The 19,048-nt window shown below is 31.1% G+C and carries 15 protein-coding genes; 3 read left to right on the top strand and 12 right to left on the bottom strand.

The window, feature by feature from the left end:
• Positions 1 to 40: 40 nt before the first annotated feature.
• The 4 genes from thrA to KQS_RS13935 form a co-directional block, all read right to left on the bottom strand.
• On the bottom strand, positions 41 to 2,449 hold the full coding sequence (gene thrA / locus KQS_RS02420) for a bifunctional aspartate kinase/homoserine dehydrogenase I (protein WP_014387622.1): 2,409 nt from the start codon (positions 2,447 to 2,449) through the stop codon (positions 41 to 43).
• Between the two features lie 11 nt (positions 2,450 to 2,460).
• On the bottom strand, positions 2,461 to 3,438 hold the full coding sequence (locus KQS_RS02415) for an alpha/beta fold hydrolase (RefSeq protein ID WP_014387621.1): 978 nt from the start codon (positions 3,436 to 3,438) through the stop codon (positions 2,461 to 2,463).
• A 66-nt stretch (positions 3,439 to 3,504) separates the two neighbouring features.
• Positions 3,505 to 4,797, bottom strand: a complete 1,293-nt coding sequence (locus KQS_RS02410; protein WP_014387620.1) for an O-acetylhomoserine aminocarboxypropyltransferase/cysteine synthase family protein — start codon at positions 4,795 to 4,797, stop codon at positions 3,505 to 3,507.
• Between the two features lie 408 nt (positions 4,798 to 5,205).
• The gene (locus KQS_RS13935; protein WP_014387619.1) at positions 5,206 to 6,129 is read right to left on the bottom strand and encodes a T9SS-dependent choice-of-anchor J family protein; all 924 of its coding nucleotides are present in this window, start codon (positions 6,127 to 6,129) and stop codon (positions 5,206 to 5,208) included.
• Between the two features lie 285 nt (positions 6,130 to 6,414).
• Here KQS_RS13935 and metK point away from each other — a divergent pair, with 285 nt between their 5' ends.
• Both metK and KQS_RS02395 read left to right on the top strand, forming a co-directional pair.
• The gene (metK, locus tag KQS_RS02400) at positions 6,415 to 7,665 is read left to right on the top strand and encodes a methionine adenosyltransferase (RefSeq protein WP_014387618.1); all 1,251 of its coding nucleotides are present in this window, start codon (positions 6,415 to 6,417) and stop codon (positions 7,663 to 7,665) included.
• Positions 7,666 to 7,819: 154 nt separating this feature from the next.
• Complete coding sequence (locus tag KQS_RS02395; protein ID WP_041251962.1) at positions 7,820 to 9,889, top strand: tail fiber domain-containing protein; 2,070 nt, start codon at positions 7,820 to 7,822, stop codon at positions 9,887 to 9,889.
• 33 nt (positions 9,890 to 9,922) lie between these two features.
• On the opposite strand, the gene accD is transcribed toward KQS_RS02395, so the two are convergent.
• The 3 genes from accD to tamL all read right to left on the bottom strand — a co-directional run bounded on the left by accD (position 9,923) and on the right by tamL (position 14,511).
• Positions 9,923 to 10,777 carry an acetyl-CoA carboxylase, carboxyltransferase subunit beta gene (gene accD, locus KQS_RS02390; protein WP_014387616.1) on the bottom strand — a complete coding sequence of 285 codons (855 nt, stop codon included), beginning with the start codon at positions 10,775 to 10,777 and terminating at the stop codon, positions 9,923 to 9,925.
• Between the two features lie 64 nt (positions 10,778 to 10,841).
• A complete protein-coding gene (gene fbaA, locus KQS_RS02385) occupies positions 10,842 to 11,909 on the bottom strand; it encodes a class II fructose-bisphosphate aldolase (protein WP_014387615.1) in 1,068 nt (355 codons plus the stop codon).
• Between the two features lie 43 nt (positions 11,910 to 11,952).
• Positions 11,953 to 14,511: a translocation and assembly module lipoprotein TamL gene (gene tamL / locus KQS_RS02380; RefSeq protein WP_449404061.1), complete on the bottom strand. Its 2,559-nt coding sequence runs from the start codon at positions 14,509 to 14,511 to the stop codon at positions 11,953 to 11,955.
• A 27-nt stretch (positions 14,512 to 14,538) separates the two neighbouring features.
• On the opposite strand from tamL, the gene KQS_RS02375 reads away from it, so the two are divergent.
• Positions 14,539 to 15,267 (top strand): TrmH family RNA methyltransferase, encoded by a 729-nt coding sequence (locus KQS_RS02375; RefSeq protein WP_014387613.1) that lies wholly within the window; start codon positions 14,539 to 14,541, stop codon positions 15,265 to 15,267.
• Here the strand turns inward: KQS_RS02375 and porT are convergent.
• The 5 genes from porT to KQS_RS02350 are packed head-to-tail and all read right to left on the bottom strand — an operon-like array spanning position 15,264 to position 19,002.
• Entirely contained in the window at positions 15,264 to 15,962 is a 699-nt protein-coding gene (porT, locus tag KQS_RS02370; RefSeq protein WP_014387612.1) for a type IX secretion/gliding motility protein PorT/SprT, read from the bottom strand. The genes KQS_RS02375 and porT overlap by 4 nt on opposite strands.
• Before the next feature lie 3 nt (positions 15,963 to 15,965).
• Positions 15,966 to 16,697, bottom strand: coding sequence for a bifunctional demethylmenaquinone methyltransferase/2-methoxy-6-polyprenyl-1,4-benzoquinol methylase UbiE (gene ubiE / locus KQS_RS02365; RefSeq protein ID WP_014387611.1), 732 nt, complete (start codon positions 16,695 to 16,697; stop codon positions 15,966 to 15,968).
• Positions 16,698 to 16,750: 53 nt separating this feature from the next.
• Positions 16,751 to 17,236 carry a dihydrofolate reductase gene (locus KQS_RS02360; protein ID WP_014387610.1) on the bottom strand — a complete coding sequence of 162 codons (486 nt, stop codon included), beginning with the start codon at positions 17,234 to 17,236 and terminating at the stop codon, positions 16,751 to 16,753.
• A 5-nt stretch (positions 17,237 to 17,241) separates the two neighbouring features.
• Positions 17,242 to 18,174 (bottom strand): energy transducer TonB, encoded by a 933-nt coding sequence (locus KQS_RS13930; RefSeq protein ID WP_014387609.1) that lies wholly within the window; start codon positions 18,172 to 18,174, stop codon positions 17,242 to 17,244.
• A 3-nt stretch (positions 18,175 to 18,177) separates the two neighbouring features.
• Entirely contained in the window at positions 18,178 to 19,002 is an 825-nt protein-coding gene (locus tag KQS_RS02350; protein WP_014387608.1) for a thymidylate synthase, read from the bottom strand.
• Positions 19,003 to 19,048: the final 46 nt, after the last annotated feature.

The following is a 19,048-nucleotide window of genomic DNA, read 5'->3' as shown; positions in this document are numbered from 1 at the left end:
AGCTATAAAAAAGCTCACAGGTTAAGTAGTAGTGGTTGGGTTACCCTTTATCTGCCAAGCGCAGTATATCTCCAAAAACACCTCTTGCCGTCACCGATGCACCAGCACCAGCACCTTGAATAACAATTGGACGTTCACCATAGGATTCAGTATAAATTTCAAAAATAGAATCAGACCCTTTCAATTGACCCAAAGCTGAACTCTCAGGCACGGAAACCAATTTCACTTCTAAATCCCCTTTATCTTGTTGTAAATCTCCAGACAATTCACCAATATAACGAAGTACATTTCCTTTTTCTTGACTTTGTTTTATTTCAGAATAATAATCATCTAATTTATCTAAACTAACCAAAAATTCTCTTGTACTTAGTGTTCGTAAGGATTCTGGAATTAAATTTTGAATTTTTATTTCATCAAATTCATTTTGTAAATCCAACTCTCTAGCTAAAATTAATAATTTTCGAGCCACATCATTTCCACATAAATCTTCACGAGGATCTGGTTCTGTATAGCCCTTCGCAATTGCATCTTTCAGCACTTCACTAAACGGCCTGTTTTCAAGTGAATAGTTATTAAAAATAAAGCTTAACGAACCCGAGAAAACACCTTTAATTTTGGTGATGTTTTCACCAGAAAGATGCAACAATTTAATCGTATCAATTAAAGGCAAGCCTGCACCTACATTCGTTTCGTATAAATAATTTTTTTGATTTTTAGCAAGTGCTTTACGCAGTTTTTTATAGAAATCATAACTCAACGTATTGGCCACTTTGTTAGAAGAAACCACATCAAAACTGTTTTCAATTAATTCAATATAATTTTCCACAAAATCTTTACTTGCCGTATTGTCTACAGCGATTAAATTTTCGAGATGATTGTTTTTCGCATATTGAATGATCTCCTTTACAGAATATTTTTGACCTTGTTGCTCAATTTCAGTTTTCCAATTTTCAGAAATCCCACGTTTATTGATAATTAATTTAGATGAATTCGCTACAGCAAAAACATTCAATTTAATCCCTTTTTTAAATTCAATATTTTTTGAAGACGAAAGAATTTGATTAATAAGTGTACCTCCAACTAAACCATGACCAAACACAGCGATATTAATTTTTTTAGTTACGCCAAAAATTTCACCATGTATTACGTTTAAAGCTCTTTTTAAATCGTTCTTTTTAATAACCAAACTTATATTTCTACCTGTAGTTGTATTGTTAAACAAAATTGGAACAATTTTATTTCGGATTAAAGCAGTATACGGTTTGTGAAACGTACTTAAATCTTGACCTATAATTGAAATTACCGAAATATTATCATCTACAGAAATTCGGTTTACATCTCGAGTATAGAAATCATTTTCAAATTCTTTCTCCAGTCCCACTAAAGCTTCCGAAGCTCTATCAGTATTTACAACCAACCCTATACCTCGTTCAGAAGAACCTTGAGAAATGATACTTACACTAATACCATTGTCAGCCATAACCTTAAAGATTCGAGCATCAACACCTGTTTTACCCAACAACCCGCGACCTTCTAAATTAATTAAAGAAACATGATCTAAAACCGACAACGATTTTATTCCCTCATCTGTTTGTTCTGCCGTGATTAATGTTCCATCATTTTCCGGATTAAAGGTGTTTAAAATTCGTAAAGGAATGTTTTTTTCCACTAAAGGAATAATCGTTTTCGCATGTAATATTGTAGCACCAAAATTGGCCAATTCATTTGCTTCATTGAAAGACAAGCGTTCAATTTTTTTGGCATCTTCAACCAATTCAGGATTTGCAGTATAAATACCGTCTACATGAGTAAAGTTCTGAAATTCAGCTGCATTAAGATAATTAGCCAATAACGATGCTGTATAATTACTACCATTTCTACCTAAAGTAGTTGTTTCACCAGTAGCAGTAGCACCAATAAAACCTGTAACAACAGAAACAGCAGTACTGTTTTCAAAAAACTTTTGAACATTTTTCTTAGAAATAGAATCGATGGGTTGTGCATTTCCAAAATTAGAATCAGTTACTATTAATTTTCTGGCATCAACAAAAACTGCTGACAGACCTTTTTCACTTAGTTTATAAGTCAAATATTTTGCCGCTATAAGTTCACCAAAGGCTAAAACTTGATCTTTTATTTTATCACTAAAATCACTCAATAATTTTACCCCTTCAAATAATTTAGTTAGTGTATTAAATTCTGCTTCAAAAAAATCTGCTGCAACTCCTTCAGATTGATACACTTTAAAATCATGAAATAGGTCTTCATAATTAAATCCTTGCTGAGCAAAATTTAAAATTGCTAATAATTCGTCTGTTGCATTGCCTCGTGCTGAAACCACTACTGCCACCTCTTCATCTTTATAATAACGATTAGCAATAATTTGTATGACTTGATTTATCCCTTCCCCATTTGCAAGAGATTTTCCTCCGAATTTTAAAATTTTCATGTTGTTTGTTTTTAGTTGTTTGTTGTAAATATTGGTTTAAGTATGTCGTTTAATTTTTCATATTCAATTAAAAAAGCATCGTGCCCGTGAATTGAATTTATTTCATTATACGTTATGTTATTAGTATGTTTACTTAATAAAAAATGCATATCTAAATTAGAATCGGATGTAAAAAAATAATCAGAATTTATGGCAATTTGACAAATTTTAATATTTGAATTTTTCAAAATGTTAATCCAATCAATTTCTGAATAAAAACTTCCAATTGTTTTTAATAAATGATTCATTAATTTATAAGCTTGTAATTGAAACCTATTTTGCAATTTTTCGCCATGATGAAGCAACCAAGATTCAACTTTAAAAACATCTTGTTTCTCTTGTTTTTTTCCTTCAAACTTTAGTGTCAAAGACTGCGGGGTTCTGTACAAAAGCATGGCATGTAATCGTGCATCGTGAATTGGATTTATGGAATTATTCAAAATTGCATCTTGCACTAAAACATTACCGATAATCCAATCTGATGCTTTCCAGTTTGTTGCGATTGGTATTATATATTGTATTGACTTCGGTTTTATATACGCCATTTCCCAAGCAATAGCACCTCCCAAGCTCCCTCCAATTACAGCATACAATTGATTTATCTTCAAATACTCGAGTCCTTTCCAAAAAATAGCAGCAATATCTTTAGTGGTTACCTTTTTATAATTTTGAATTAAGTTAGCATTTTTACCATCAAAACCATTGCCCGGTATATTAAAAGCGATGACTGAATATTTCCTTAAATCAATCACTTTATTTTCCCCAACTAAATTATTCCACCAGCCATTTTCTCCCGACACATTCGAGTTACCTGTTAGCGCATGATTCACTAATACAATAGGAGCCATTCCTAGAGGTTGCCCAAAAGTTTGATAACTCAATTCAAACTTTTCGAGATCACCACATTGCAATAAAAAATTTGAAATACTTATAAATTGTAATTTATTCATCTCATTTTTTTAAAAAACTGTCCTCGACCAAAAATTTAGCCGAAGACAGCTAAAAACAAACTAAACTTAATTTAACACCGATACTGGTAATTTTTCAAAAACCCCTTGTAAATCAGCCTTAATATCTTCTATATCTTCTAACCCTACCGATAAACGAATTAAATCTGCGGTAACCCCTGTAGCTTTTTGTTCCGATTCATTTAATTGTTGGTGTGTAGTACTTGCCGGATGAATAATTAATGATTTAGTATCACCAATATTTGCTAATAACGAAAACAGTTTTGTTTCATTAGCTACTAATTTAGCCGCTTCAAAACCACCTTTTAAACCAAAAGTAACGATACCACTTTGTCCATTTGGTAAATAAACATCCGCCAATTGTTTATATTTAGAGGTAGTTAAACCTGGATAATTCACCCAAGCAACTTCTTCTTGTTCTTCTAACCATTGCGCAAGTGCCAAAGCATTTTCACTGTGTTTTTTTATACGAATTTCCAATGTTTCTAGCCCTTGAATGATTTGAAAAGCATTAAACGGACTTAAAGCAGCACCAAAATCACGCAAGCCTTCAATTCTCACCTTAGCAATAAAAGAAGCCGCTCCCAATACTTCATAATATTTTAAACCATGATAACCCGCTGAAGGCTCCGTAAACTCAGGAAATTTTCCATTATCCCATTCAAAATTTCCAGCATCAATAATTACACCTCCTAAAGAAGTTCCATTTCCTGAAATATATTTAGTCAATGAATGAATTACAATATTTGCTCCATGTTCTATTGGATTTAATAAATAAGGTGTGGCTACAGTATTATCAACTATAAATGGAACGCGAAATGCTTTTGCTTCTTGAGCAATTCCTTTTAAGTCTAGTACATCCAATTTTGGATTACCCAAACTTTCTACAAAAAAGGCACGAGTATTTTCTTGTGCTGCTTTTGTAAAATTTTCTGGATTTGAAGGATCTACGAAAGTAGTTGTTATTCCCAATCTAGGTAATGTAACACTTAATAAATTATAAGTCCCCCCGTATAAGCTACTAGAAGCAACTATATGATCTCCAGCCTTTAACAACACCAATAATGTAGTAGCAATTGCAGCTGTCCCTGATGCTGTAACGACTGCACCAATTCCGCCTTCTAACGCAGCTAAACGTTGTTCCAACACATCATTTGTTGGGTTATTCAGTCTTGTATAAATATATCCACTTTCAGACAAGTTAAACAGATTAGCTGCATGATCAGCATTATTAAAAACATAAGATGTTGTTTGATAAATTGGAACTGCACGGGTTCCTGCATTTTTAGTTACATCATAACCAGCGTGTAATGCTTGTGTTGCAAATTTTTGTGTACTCATTTTTATAAATTTAATAGTTAGAAATTGTCAATAAAAAAACCCTTTTGATATTTACCAAAAGGGTTACTTGATTATAGCATATAACTTGATTAAGTATAAATCTTTTGGTAATAGACATAAAAACAACACATGCACATTGTCATGATAAACATCGTTGTATGTAAAATGAAAGTTGTCATACCTGTTACCTTTAGAATATTTTTTTGTTACTTGATTAAATCTGATGCAAATTTAGAATATTTTTCTAAATAATTATATTTTTTAGTTTATTTTTCTAAATTTTGTTATTTATAGATTGTTTTATAGATTATTTTTCTAATTAAAATACTTAACACCAGAACATAAACTATAGATACAAAAAAAGAGGTAAAAAACCTCTTCTTTTTTAAACAATATGTATTTAACCAATTAGTTTTTAACGAATTTAGATGTACCTTTACCCTCCTCAGTCTCAATTGTAACTAAATATACACCTTGTGACAAACTCGAAACATCGATAGAATTGTTTGTTAAGTTTCCAGAAGCAACTGTTCTACCATTTAAATCTGAAATTGAAAAATAATTGATCGCATTTCCATTTTTTGGTAAAATATTAAGCACATTATTTGCAGGATTTGGATACACCGCAAAATTTTGATTAAAGAAACTATCAGTACTTAAAGGTCTGTCTACAGAAAAAGTATCTATTCCAATAAGATCAGAATTAGCTCCTGAAGGACCACCATTGGTTACAAAATATCTAAAAGCGAATCTTACAGGTGTTAATCCTGACAAACCTGAAACTGTATACGAATATTGCGTCCATACTTTTGGGTAAACAAAACCACCTAATAAAGACGGATTAACTGTAGCACAAACTGTACTAAAAGAACCCACATCTGAAGAACCTGTAGTAGGAACAACATGCGTTCCAGCTGAACTCATTCTCAACTCTAGTCTATCAGGATAATCAGTAGTTCCATCTGTCCCTTTACGTGTATAAAAAGTAACAACATCACCGTTTTGCACTGTAATAGATGGAGTAATTAACCAATTACTTATAGTTCCTACTCCTGAGGTACTTGTATAATTTACCAAAGCAAATGAATTATTTCCTCCTGCTTGTCCTACCGGAACTGTCGTTGTATTGCCACTACCAAACAACGGATTCGTTAAAGGAGTAGTATAAGCTGCAATTGTCCATGTGGAAGTAGTGGTAGGAGAACTTTGATTTGTAGATTGCCAACCCGCAGAAAGCATTGCCGCAGTAGTTCCATCAAAACCAAAAGAAAACTGATTTTGTGAAATTCCAAAAAATGGAATCAATAAAAAAGTAAGTAATGTTTTTTTCATGTAATTATTTTTTATAGTTTAATTTTTAAAGCTAACACTTAAATCTTTCACTCTAAACAAAATACCGTTCAAACGAAAAAAAAATCGACCAAATTAATATTTTAAAAAAAAATTATAATTCAATTTAAATTTAAATATGATTTCATAACTTTGCCAAAATTTAACAGAGGAAAAATTTGACTGATTGCAACCTCTATAAAAAATGCTAAAGCAGATAAACCCTTCTTTAGCTTTTTCCTGCAATCTCAATTTTTCTTCACTAATATTAATTTAATTAATTATAATATGGCTTATTTATTTACGTCAGAATCTGTAAGTGAAGGACATCCAGACAAAGTAGCTGATCAAATCAGCGATGCCCTAATTGATAACTTTTTAGCATTTGACCCTGAGTCAAAAGTTGCGTGTGAAACTTTAGTAACAACTGGCCAAGTTATTTTGGCAGGTGAAGTAAAATCTTCAACCTATTTAGATGTTCAAAGTATTGCAAGAGATGTAATCAAAAAAATTGGTTACACAAAAAGTGAATACATGTTTGAAGCAAATTCATGTGGTGTATTATCCGCAATTCACGAACAATCTGCAGACATTAACCAAGGAGTTGATAGAGCTAGTAAAGAAGAGCAAGGCGCTGGTGACCAAGGAATGATGTTTGGCTATGCAACAAATGAAACTGAGGAGTTTATGCCATTAGCCTTAAAATTATCGCACCAAATTTTACAAGAATTAGCAGCATTAAGAAGAGAAAATAGCGAAATAACTTATTTACGTCCTGATGCAAAATCACAAGTTACTTTAGAATATTCAGACGATAATAAACCTGTTAGAATTGACGCTATAGTTGTATCAACACAGCACGATGATTTTGCTGATGAGCCAACCATGTTAGCAAAAATCAAAAAAGACATCATTGAAATATTAATTCCGAGAGTAATTGCAAAAAATCCACAATATGCTCATTTATTTAATGAGGCTATTAAATACCACATTAACCCAACAGGTAAATTTGTAATTGGTGGCCCTCATGGAGACACAGGTTTAACAGGTAGAAAAATTATTGTTGACACTTATGGAGGTAAAGGCGCACACGGTGGAGGAGCATTTTCTGGAAAAGATCCATCTAAAGTTGACCGATCTGCGGCATACGCAACAAGACATATTGCTAAAAATTTAGTAGCTGCTGGTGTAGCTGATGAAATTTTAGTTCAAGTTTCTTACGCAATTGGCGTTGCAGAGCCTACATCTATTAACGTTAATACTTATGGAACTGCAAAAGTGAATTTAACGGATGGCGAAATTGGTAAAATTGTTGAAAAAATATTTGACATGAGACCTTATTTCATTGAGCAAAGATTAAAATTAAGAAATCCTATTTACAGTGAAACTGCTGCTTATGGCCACATGGGTCGTAAAAATGAAGTGGTTACTAAAACATTCAAATCTCCAGACGGAAAAGAAAAAACAGTAGAGGTTGAATTATTTACTTGGGAAAAATTAGATTATTTAGATAAAGTAAAAAATGCTTTTAGTTTATAAAAAAGGCGTTGAAATTTAGACAAATTTTCAATCAATTAAACAATAGTGAGCTCGATAAATAATCGGGCTCATTTTATTTTTTTTACATTGATACACAAGTAATTAGTTTTTTTATATATTTGTCCTTCATAACTATAAAAAAACCTACTCCCCCATGTTATCAAGAAAATTATTAAGCTTAATAATTTACATTATACCTATGTTCCTATTTTCACAAATAGGCATAAACACCACCAATCCACAAGCAACACTTGAAATTAAAAGTAGCGATCCAAACAATCCAACTATAACTGATGGATTAATTATACCTAGAATAAACTCACTACCAACAAGCATCCCTACCAACAATCAAAACGGGATGTTAGTGTTTTTGAATCAAAACTACAATACATATAACCGTGGATTTTATTTTTGGGACTCAACTTTATCTAGTTGGATACCCTTAACATCAGGCAAAGACCTTTGGTTTAGCAACGGAAACAGCAATACTAATCCAACTGTAAATTTTCTTGGCACTTTAGACGATAATGATTTAGTGTTCAAAAGAAATAATATTTTTTCAGGAATTATTGGTTCATCGAATACTTCATTTGGGCAAAATTCATTTAAAATAAATTCCATAGGAATTCAAAATTCAAGTTTTGGTGTTAACTCATTAAGTAGTAATTCTTCAGGAAACGCTAATACTTCTATTGGATACAATTCGATGAACTCAAATACTTCTGGTTATCAAAACACAAGTATTGGCGCATTTAGTTTACTAACAAATTCATCAGGATACAATAATGTTTCAATAGGCTATAACACATTAAACAAGAACACCAGCGGATACGCCAATACAGCAGTTGGTGTTTACACACTATACTCGAATACAACAGGAATTTCGAATACAGGCACAGGAGCACAATCATTAATTTCCAATACCACTGGTAACTTGAATACTGCAAATGGCGCATATGTTTTAAGTTCAAATACCACTGGCAGTAAAAATACGGGAAGTGGAGCCAATGCTTTATCAAGCAACACTATTGGAAACGACAATACTGCAGAAGGATACAATTCTTTATATTTTAACAAAACCGGTAATAAGAACACTGCTATTGGATCAAATTCTTTATATTCTAATGACACTGGAAATGAGAATACTTCAATAGGATACAATGCTTTAAATAAAAATGTTTCAGGAAATTCGAACACAAGTGTAGGTGCTTTTAGTTTAGAAAACAATACTACTGGAAGTCAAAATTTAGCGATTGGCTCCTTTGCATTAAACAAAAACACCACAGGATCACACAATACGGCTGTAGGTTCGTATATATTAACAAATAACACTTCTGGCTACAACAATACCGCTCAAGGGTCCAACGCATTAAAAACAAATACTACAGGTTTTAACAATACGGCTCAAGGATATTTTTCCTTATATTCAAATAGCAACGGATATCAAAACACAGCAAATGGATATAACGCTATGTACACCAATACAACAGGACATTCCAACAGCGCATTTGGTAGTGGTTCTTTATACACAAATACAACAGGATTTAAGAATACAGCTATTGGTTTTGAAGCCGCTAAAATTAATATATCAGGTAAATACAACACCGCATTAGGTAACAACTCATTAAACGGAAATGTAAATGGAAATTACAATACAGCAATAGGTTTTCAATCCTTATATGATACTGAATTTACAAACTCTGTTGGATTAGGATATAACGCAACTGTTTTTAACGACAATGAAGTTATTATCGGTAACTTTTTAAACACTAGTATTGGTGGATATACCAACTGGAGTAACTTATCTGATGGAAGATACAAAGAAAACATTTCAGAAGATATAAAAGGATTAGATTTTATTTTAAAATTAAGACCTGTATCTTATGAATTAAACTATTTAAAACTTTTAGAGCTTCATAAAAACATACCCTTTGATTCAGAATTAATTGCAAAAGCTCAAAAGACAAGATTAAGCGGATTTATTGCTCAAGAAGTTGAACAAGCTGCAAATGATGTTCAATTTAATTTTAGTGGTGTTGAAAAACCAAAAAACACTAACGACCATTACAGATTAAAATACGGTGATTTTGTTGTACCAATTGTAAAAGCAATTCAAGAACAACAAACAGAAATTGTTTCACTTAAAAAACAATTAGAAGCTGAAAAAATAAGAAACAACAAATTAGAAGAAAGACTAAAATTAATTGAAGACAAACTAAAGTAATAAAAAAATCCCGATTTAAAAATCGGGATTTTTTTATCTAACTTCTTGATTTAAGATTAAATCAATATATAAATTTATTTTATTTTTTAATTCTTTTCTATGAGAAATAAAATCTAAAAATCCATGATCTAATAAAAATTCAGATGTTTGGAATCCTTCTGGTAAATCTTTACCTGTTGTATCTTTAACAACACGTGGTCCAGCAAAACCGATTAGAGCTCCTGGTTCAGCAATATTAATATCGCCCAACATAGCATAAGATGCTGTTGTACCTCCCGTTGTTGGGTCAGTACATAAAGAGATATAAGGAATTTTCGCTTCTGCTAATTGTGCTAATTTAGCAGATGTTTTAGCTAACTGCATCAATGATTGTGCTGCTTCCATCATACGTGCACCACCAGATTTTGAGATCATTACAAATGGAATATTATGTTTAATAGAATAATCAATTCCTCTTGCAATTTTTTCACCCACTACTGCACCCATAGAACCACCAATAAAAGCAAAATCCATACAAGAAACTACTAAATCTTTACCTTTAGACTTTCCTACTGCTGTTCTTACAGCATCTTTTAATTTTGTTTTATCAGTAACCTCTTTTAAACGGTCACTATATTTTTTAGTATCAATAAAATTCAGTGAATCGACAGAAGTTAGATTAGCATCCAATTCAGTAAATTCGTTATCATCAAACAATATTTGAAAATATTCTTTACTTCCAATTCTTACATGATAATCATCTTCTGGACTTACCCATAAATTTCTTTCTAATTCTTCTGAATCAACAATTTTCCCTGTTGGAGACTTATACCACAAGCCCTTAGGCACGTCTTTCTTTTCGTCTGTTGGAGTTTGAATTCCTTTTTCTTTTCTTTTAAACCAAGCCATAATTTTAATGGATAATGGATGATTGACAATACTTAATTATTAATTGTCAATTATCAATTGTTAATTATAATGTATTTACGTTGTTTAAATCAGCAAAAGCTTGTTCTAAACGTGTATTAAAAGTTACTTCTCCTTTTCTAACCCATACTCTTGGGTCATAATGTTTTTTATTTGGACTATCTGCTCCTTCTGGATTTCCAATCTGAGTTTTTAAATAGTCAATTTTATCAACCATATAATCTCTTACACCTTCAGTAAATGCGAACTGTAGGTCTGTATCGATATTCATTTTAATAACACCATAAGAAATCGCTTCTCTAATCTCTTCTAACGTAGAACCTGAACCACCATGGAAAACAAAATCTACAGGATTAGCTTCTGTGTTAAATTTATTTTGCACATACTCTTGAGAGTTTTTCAAAATAACTGGTGTTAATTTTACATTTCCAGGTTTATAAACTCCATGAACATTTCCAAACGCAGCTGCAATAGTAAATCTAGGACTTACTTTCATTAACTCTTCATAGGCGTAAGCAACTTCTTCAGGTTGTGTATATAATTTTGAGCTATCAACATCTGAATTATCTACTCCATCTTCTTCTCCACCCGTAATTCCTAATTCTATCTCCAACGTCATATCCATTTTACTCATACGTTCAAGATAGTTTTTACACAACTCAATATTTTCATGTAATGGCTCTTCAGACAAATCAATCATATGTGATGAATACAATGGTTTTCCTGTTTCTGCAAAATGTTTTTCAGAAGCATCTAATAAACCATCAATCCATGGTAATAAATTTTTTGCACAATGGTCTGTATGTAAAATTACAGTAGCACCATAAGCTTCTGCTAAAGTATGAATATGTTTAGCACCCGCAATAGCTCCTAAAATAGCTGCTCTTTGATTTTCATTTGACAAACCTTTTCCAGCATTAAATTGAGCACCACCATTTGAGAACTGAATAATTACAGGAGCATTCAATTTTGCTGCCGTTTCTAATACACCATTTATTGTACTTGACCCAGTTACATTTACTGCTGGTAAAGCAAATCCTTTTTCTTTTGCATATTTAAAAATTTCTTGAACTTGGCTTCCAGTTGCCACACCAGGTTTAATATTATGACTCATAATTTATGTTGTTTGTTTTACAAAAGTAACAATTTTATTAATTCTAGAAAGGATAATTAATACCAATATTAAATACGCCTTCGCTTAAACTTACATCTTTAAACCATCTCTGATCCATTTCTTTAGCTGGGTTGTATGTTTTAAATCCAAAATCTGTACGGACTACAAAAAAACCGAAATCATATCGAAACCCAAAACCAGAGCCTAAAGCAATATCTTTAAACGATTGAACACCATTAAATTTTAATTTTTCATCATCTACATTATCATATATATTCCAGATATTACCCGCATCAGCGAATAAAGCTCCATTCAATTTTCCAAAAATATTAAATCGGTATTCTAAATTAGCTGATAATTTAAAATTAGCTTCATTAAAATCATTTAAACTATTACTTGCTCCCGGACCTAAACTGTAAGCCAACCACCCTCTATTATCATTACTACCTCCTGCAAAGTAACTTTTAGAAAAAGGAATTGAATTAGAATTTCCATATGGAATGGCAATTCCACCAAAAGTTCTAAAAGCTAAAGAGCTTTTTCTTCTAATATGTAAATGCTTTATGTATTCTAGTTCAAACTTAAAATATTGTGCATATTCAACACCGAACATAGTTTTATTACCATTATCATTATATTTAGCAGGCAATTGATTAGCTATTAATGCTACAAAATTTCCTGCACTTTCAACTTTAGCTCTAATATTGTAAAACTCTACATCATTAAAATCTTTCTTAGAACTTAAATTAAAACTAAAAGCAGAAGAAAAAATTAAATTATTTTCAATCAATCGCTTTCTTCTTTCTCCAATACTGTTTATTGTTCTATAATCTGAACTACCAACAGGAATTGTATTATACGCTCCATTTACTACATCATTCACAAAACTAACTGCCCCTGGATAGGTTAAATTACCATCATTATCTAAATAATTACTATTTGCACCAAAAGTCTGCGCATAACTATTCAAAACATTATAAGAGTATTTATATACATTAAAATAATTAGCCGTATTTAAATTTCTAATAAACTGAAGATTAAACAAATCAAATCTGTATTTCTTTTCTTTTCCTTTTGTTGTGGTCCAATCATAATAAAAATTACTCACATACGATTCTTTATCCAAACCTATATTTGTTTGTTTAGACATACCCATAGTAATTGATGTAGTTGGAAACATATCCTTTTTTATTACTTTTCGGGTATTGATTGGGAAAAATATCCTAGGGAAAGATAATTTTAAATCGGCACCATATTCTCTTACATTAAAAAACAAATCATTTGGATTTGATAATTTACTTGACGACCCTAAATTTCCACGCATAGAAAAATCTAATATTTCGGCGCCTTTAAATACATTTCTAAAAGTAACACCCATATATCCAGAAATTCCGAAATCTTGAATGTTTGAAGTTGTTACATCAGCTTTTATAACAAATTGACGACGCTTTAATGGTGATAAAATAATATTTGCCGTTAAAGTATTACTGTCGTTATTATTTTCAACATATTGGATTCTTGGGAAATAAAAAACTTTAAAATTAGACAATGCTTTTCCTGTCAACACTTTATTTTTATCACTAAAAACTTCTCCTTCTTCTATAAAAATAGCATCAGCTAACGTTTTTGGTCTGTATTTTAATTTTCCAGAACTGTAGATATGTAAATTTTTATAGGTAGTACTATCAATTACCGATGTTTTATCATTAGTTTGTCGATCCGTAAAAATATTAACACGACCTATTTTATATATTTTAAAAGGTTTGCTAATTAAACTATCGCCTTGTTTGATTTTTTTATTATCAATACGAACAATTAAATTTAATTTTTTCTCTTTTCCAATAGAATCCGCATCGTAATTAATATTTGTTTTTTCAAAATAATACAAGCCATTATCCCTAAATTCTTTGGTAATTCTATTTTTTTCATCATCCTCCATTTGGGCAGTAAAAGGCTTTCCTTTTTCAACTAATGAACTCCCAGAAATTGCTTGGTACATAGAATCCACTACAGGTGTTTGAATTTTTCTAAACACACTATCTATAACATAAACATCGCCTGTTTTTACGAAATAAGAAACCTTTGTTTTTCTTTTACTCAACGTATCTATTTTCGCCTCTACTTTTGCATCATAAAATCCTCTATTATAAAAATACAAATTCAATCTTTTTTTAGAGCGCGTAATTTTTGCAGTATCCATAACAACAGGAGCTTCTCCTACTTTTTTTAAGAATTCGCTATATCCTGAAACCAAAAAGGATTTCCCAAGTCTGTCAACTTGTTTTTTAGAGTAGATTTTTTTCATTCTCTCCATTCTATTTGGTTTCTTTTCTAACCAAACTCGATAGGTTGAATCCGAATTTTTTCTACTTAAGTTATACAACTGCAATCTTAGTTTATATCCAAGCAATTTACTGTTGGGTTTTTGATACAATTGAATTTCTAACTCTTCTAAATTAGATTCCTTATCATTAACTATGATTTTATTTTGATGTAATAAATATTGATTCTTATGCATTTTTCTTACCTCAGAACAAGAGTAAAAAAATAAGCTAATAAGAAAAAATAATACTATTTTTGATGACTGATATTTCAAGCGCATAAAATTTATTCAAAAATACAATTTTTTATGGTTAGCAAAAACCAAATTAAACTTATTACAAGTTTACAACAAAAAAAATACCGAAAAATCCATCAACTTTTCATTGCGGAGGGTAGAAAAGTAATTTCTGAATTAATTCATGCCGATTTTGAATTGGTTTCATTATTTGTTACACAAGAGGGTATTTTTGAAAATAAATGGCCTAGCACACTCATTTCAGAATCAGAATTAAAAAAAATTTCTGCCTTAACAACCCCAAATGACTGTTTGGCTGTTTTTAAAATTAAAGAAATAAAATTTTCATCTGAAGACCAATTAATTCTTGCCTTAGACACTATTAGAGACCCTGGAAATATGGGAACAATAATCCGTTTATGCGATTGGTTTGGAATTCAAAAAATAGTTTGTTCTCCTGAAACGGTTGACATTTACAATCCTAAAGTTGTTCAGGCCACCATGGGTTCTTTGGCCCGAGTAGAAGTCATTTACAAACAATTAGAAGATTTTTTAAGCAGTTCTAAAATCCCTGTTTTTGGAACATTTATGGAAGGTGATTCTATTTATAATTTAGAATTACCTTCACATGGAATTATTGTTATGGGAAATGAAGCGAATGGCATAAGTAAATCTGTAGAAAAACTTATAACACAAAAAATCAGCATACCTCGATTTGGAAATTTACAAGTAACGGAAAGCTTAAACGTTGCAACAGCTACAGCAATTATACTTTCAGAATTTAAAAAGCGTCTATATTAATGGAACGTAAAATTAATAAATACTGCCCTTGTTTTCATAGATTGAATATTTCCTGTCCAAGGACTATTTGGATTATTATCGCGAATTAATTCGTCTCCCATTCCGAAAACACCTCTAATTGATGGAGAAAATTTAAAATATTCCAAATATAAATCGATTCCAAAACCAACTTCATAATTAGTTGTCCATTTTTTCACTCTAAAACGATTTGTATAATTATCGTCTTGTGCATTGGCATTACTACCTAAATTAAGTGTTCTTGAAAAACCGCCAACAATGTATGGTTTGATGTTTCCAGTTCGTAAAGCTGAATATTTTAACAATAGTGGAAAATGTAAATTAGACGCCTTAACTTCCCTCAGACGGTCTACACTATCTTCAATATTTGGATACGTTAAATTTCGTTGAGTGGCATAAAAACCTGGTTCAAATCGTACATCAAAATAATCATTAATTCTTAAATTCCCAACTAATCCAACACTAAAACCAGTATTTGATTTCACCTCAATATCTTTACCTACTGTTAAATAATCAAATTTAAAATCATAACTATTAAAGCCCAAAAAATAACCCCAATGCACTCTTTGTTTATCAAAGTTTTCTTGATTTATTAATGGATTTTTTCCAAACAAACCAAATTGAGCAAAGCTTGTTTGGGTACAAATTAATAGTAGTAAAAGATAGTTAAACTTCATTTTTTATTTTTTTGATGCTTTATATATAGTTGCAACTCCCATAGTCTGTGGTAAGTCTACAACATCTATAAACCCAATTTTTCTCAAAATATTGTTTAAAGCTTCGCCAAAAGGAAAATTTTGTGCAGAAGTAGACAAATATTTGTACGCTTTTTGATCTTTTGAAAACAATTTTCCGATGGTAGGCATAACAAAATTAGTGTAAATAAAATACCCTTGCTTGAACGGAAATTTAGTTGGAACCGATGTTTCTAAAATAATAAACTGTCCATTAGGTTTAAGTACTCTCAAAATTTCAGACAAGCCTTTTTCTAAATTTTCAAAATTACGAACACCATAAGCAACAGTAATGGTATCAAAATAATTGTCTGGATAAGGAATATTCTCCCCATCACCCAAAACCATTTGAATTTTGGACTGTAACTTTTGTGCTTCTATTTTTTTCTTACCAATATCAAGCATTCCTTGTGAAATATCTAGTCCAATAATTTCAGTTGCCGAAGTGGAAGCAAATAAAATTGCCAAATCTCCAGTTCCGGTAGCAATATCTAAAATAGTTGTTGGATTTTGACCTTGAACCATTTTCAAAATTTTCTTTTTCCATTTCGCATCAGTTCCAAAGGAAATGACCTTATTTAATCCATCATAATTTTCAGAAATGGTATCAAACATTTGAGCTACTTGCTCTTTCTTTCCTTTTTCAGAATCTTGATACGGCTTAATTATCTCAGACATAATTTATTTTTTGTAGCACAAAAGTAATTTAAAATTACGAATTGAAGAGTAGATTATTTTTTAATGTACGTTAAAAATGTAAAATCGTAATTGTGTTTTTCATCTTTTGAATGAAACTCTTCAAATACCAATTCCCATTTTTGTGTATTAATTTCAGGGAAAAAAGCATCTGCCTCAACAGTAGTATGTACGCGAGTTAAATCGATTTTATCCACTAAATCAATCGCTTGTTGGTAGATCTGACCGCCACCAATAACAAACACTTCTTCCTCTTTAGGACAAAAAGCTATTGCTTCTTGTAAGCTTGAAACTACGACACATCCTTCAGGAACTTCATAATTAGCTTGGCGTGTAATGATTACATGTGTGCGATTAGGCAGGGGTTTCGGAAAACTTTCAAAGGTTTTTCGTCCCATAATAATATAATGTCCCGAAGTTAAACTTTTAAAACGTTTAAAATCATCGGGTAAATGCCAAACCAATTGGTTGTCTTTCCCTAAAGCATTATTTTCTGCTGCGGCAGCGATTATAGTTAGCATAATATTTACTCAAACGTTACATTTAATCTTAAAGGAAGTTTACATATTGTTTTAACTTCTATTCCATATTTAATTCCAGGTTCCCACTTATTTTGTTTACATAAAAGCTCTTCAATTTTTTTATCAACTTTAGAACCAGCACTTTTTAAAAATTCAACATTTGTTAAGCTACCATCCTCTAAAACTACAAATTTAATTAAGACATCAATGTTTAATTTTTTATTTGAAAATTTATTTATCAGTTGGTCTATAAAATCATTTTTAAATTTTTCCATACCACCAATTGGACTAGCTGGTACTTCATTAGAATTAAAAAACCGAATAACGGTAGGAGACTTATGAAGTTCCCCCTTAACTAAATCTCCATTTTCATAAAAAATAATTGTATATGGATATGTTTCATCAACAGGTTTCATTTCTCCATTATACCTCCCTTCTTTAACAGGCACTCTGTATAATTTATTAGCCTTTAATAATTCAATTTCGCCATTAAAATTAATCACCTTATGATTTCCATCTTTATCCCAAAAATCCTTAATATAAAGTTTCGAAACATTATTTTCAATTTTATTTTCACCAATAACTCTTGGCTTTCCATCTTCATAGAATTCCAAATACTCACCAAAAGCTAAATTATTATTATAGGCTGAAGAAGTTCTTTGTTGTCCATTTTTATAAAATGTTTTTCTATTGCCATCTTTAATCATTGTAACATAATCAGTTACTTGATAAATAGCAAAAGTTTCCCCTGTCTTCCTAACTTCCTCTACATTAAAATTGGTAGAATTTTCTATAGATTTTATTGTTCTTTTAATATAGTAATTCTCAGTGTTACTCACATTAAAAGAAGAGTCTAACATTTCAACTTTTACAATTTCTTGAGAATTTGAAAGTAGAAATTGAATAAAAGCAAATACGAAATAAACTATTTTTTTCATGCTTTAAACTGAAACTTCTCCTTTAATGTGTGGATGCGGATCATAATCAACTAAAGTAAAATCCTCGAATTTAAAATCAAAGATATTTTTCACCTCTGGATTCAAAATCATTTTCGGTAATTTTCTTGGCGCTCTACTTAATTGTAAATTCACCTGCTCAATATGATTGTTATAAATATGCGCATCTCCAAAAGTATGAATGAATTCTCCTGCTTCAAATCCGCAAACTTGCGCTACCATCATAGTAAACAGTGCATAAGAAGCAATATTAAATGGAACACCTAAAAAGATATCGGCACTTCTTTGGTACAATTGACACGATAATTTTCCGTCGGCTACATAAAATTGAAAAAACGCATGACATGGAGGTAGAGCTGCTTTTCCATTGGCAACATTTTCTGCAAAGGAAATGGACGTATCAGGCAACACAGAAGGATTCCAAGCCGAAATTAACATTCTTCGACTGTTAGGATTGGTTTTAAGCGTATCAATTAATTCGGCAATTTGATCAATTTCTTCACTGTTCCAATTGCGCCATTGGTGCCCATAAACCGGACCTAAATCGCCATTCTCATCGGCCCATTCATCCCAAATTTTAACCCCATTTTCTTTTAAATAAGCAATATTAGTTTCCCCTTTTAAAAACCATAATAATTCATGAATGATGGATTTTAAATGCAACTTTTTAGTGGTTACCATTGGAAAACCTTCGCTTAAATCGAATCGCATTTGGTAGCCAAAAACACTAATAGTTCCTGTTCCTGTACGGTCGCCTTTTTGGTTTCCGTACTCTAATACATGTTTTACTAAATCGTGATATTGCTTCATATTTTAAATTTAAATAGTATAGTTCCACTTAAAATCAATACAACTC

The organism is Flavobacterium indicum GPTSA100-9 = DSM 17447 (assembly GCF_000455605.1).
Classification (GTDB): Bacteria; Bacteroidota; Bacteroidia; order Flavobacteriales; family Flavobacteriaceae; genus Flavobacterium; species Flavobacterium indicum.
Note: the sequence above shows the minus strand (reverse complement) of the source record. Positions and strands in the feature narration are given on the sequence as shown.

Coding starts and splice junctions, on each gene's coding strand:
- KQS_RS02410 (WP_014387620.1), bottom strand. CDS start 4,797: ATGAGTACACAAAAATTTGCAACACAAGCATTACACGCTGGTTATGAT.
- metK (WP_014387618.1), top strand. CDS start 6,415: ATGGCTTATTTATTTACGTCAGAATCTGTAAGTGAAGGACATCCAGAC.
- KQS_RS13930 (WP_014387609.1), bottom strand. CDS start 18,174: ATGAAAAAAATAGTTTATTTCGTATTTGCTTTTATTCAATTTCTACTT.
- ubiE (WP_014387611.1), bottom strand. CDS start 16,697: ATGTCTGAGATAATTAAGCCGTATCAAGATTCTGAAAAAGGAAAGAAA.
- accD (WP_014387616.1), bottom strand. CDS start 10,777: ATGGCTTGGTTTAAAAGAAAAGAAAAAGGAATTCAAACTCCAACAGAC.
- KQS_RS02360 (WP_014387610.1), bottom strand. CDS start 17,236: ATGCTAACTATAATCGCTGCCGCAGCAGAAAATAATGCTTTAGGGAAA.
- KQS_RS02350 (WP_014387608.1), bottom strand. CDS start 19,002: ATGAAGCAATATCACGATTTAGTAAAACATGTATTAGAGTACGGAAAC.
- tamL (WP_449404061.1), bottom strand. CDS start 14,511: ATGCGCTTGAAATATCAGTCATCAAAAATAGTATTATTTTTTCTTATT.
- fbaA (WP_014387615.1), bottom strand. CDS start 11,909: ATGAGTCATAATATTAAACCTGGTGTGGCAACTGGAAGCCAAGTTCAA.
- KQS_RS02415 (WP_014387621.1), bottom strand. CDS start 3,438: ATGAATAAATTACAATTTATAAGTATTTCAAATTTTTTATTGCAATGT.
- KQS_RS02375 (WP_014387613.1), top strand. CDS start 14,539: ATGGTTAGCAAAAACCAAATTAAACTTATTACAAGTTTACAACAAAAA.
- porT (WP_014387612.1), bottom strand. CDS start 15,962: ATGAAGTTTAACTATCTTTTACTACTATTAATTTGTACCCAAACAAGC.
- KQS_RS13935 (WP_014387619.1), bottom strand. CDS start 6,129: ATGAAAAAAACATTACTTACTTTTTTATTGATTCCATTTTTTGGAATT.
- thrA (WP_014387622.1), bottom strand. CDS start 2,449: ATGAAAATTTTAAAATTCGGAGGAAAATCTCTTGCAAATGGGGAAGGG.
- KQS_RS02395 (WP_041251962.1), top strand. CDS start 7,820: ATGTTATCAAGAAAATTATTAAGCTTAATAATTTACATTATACCTATG.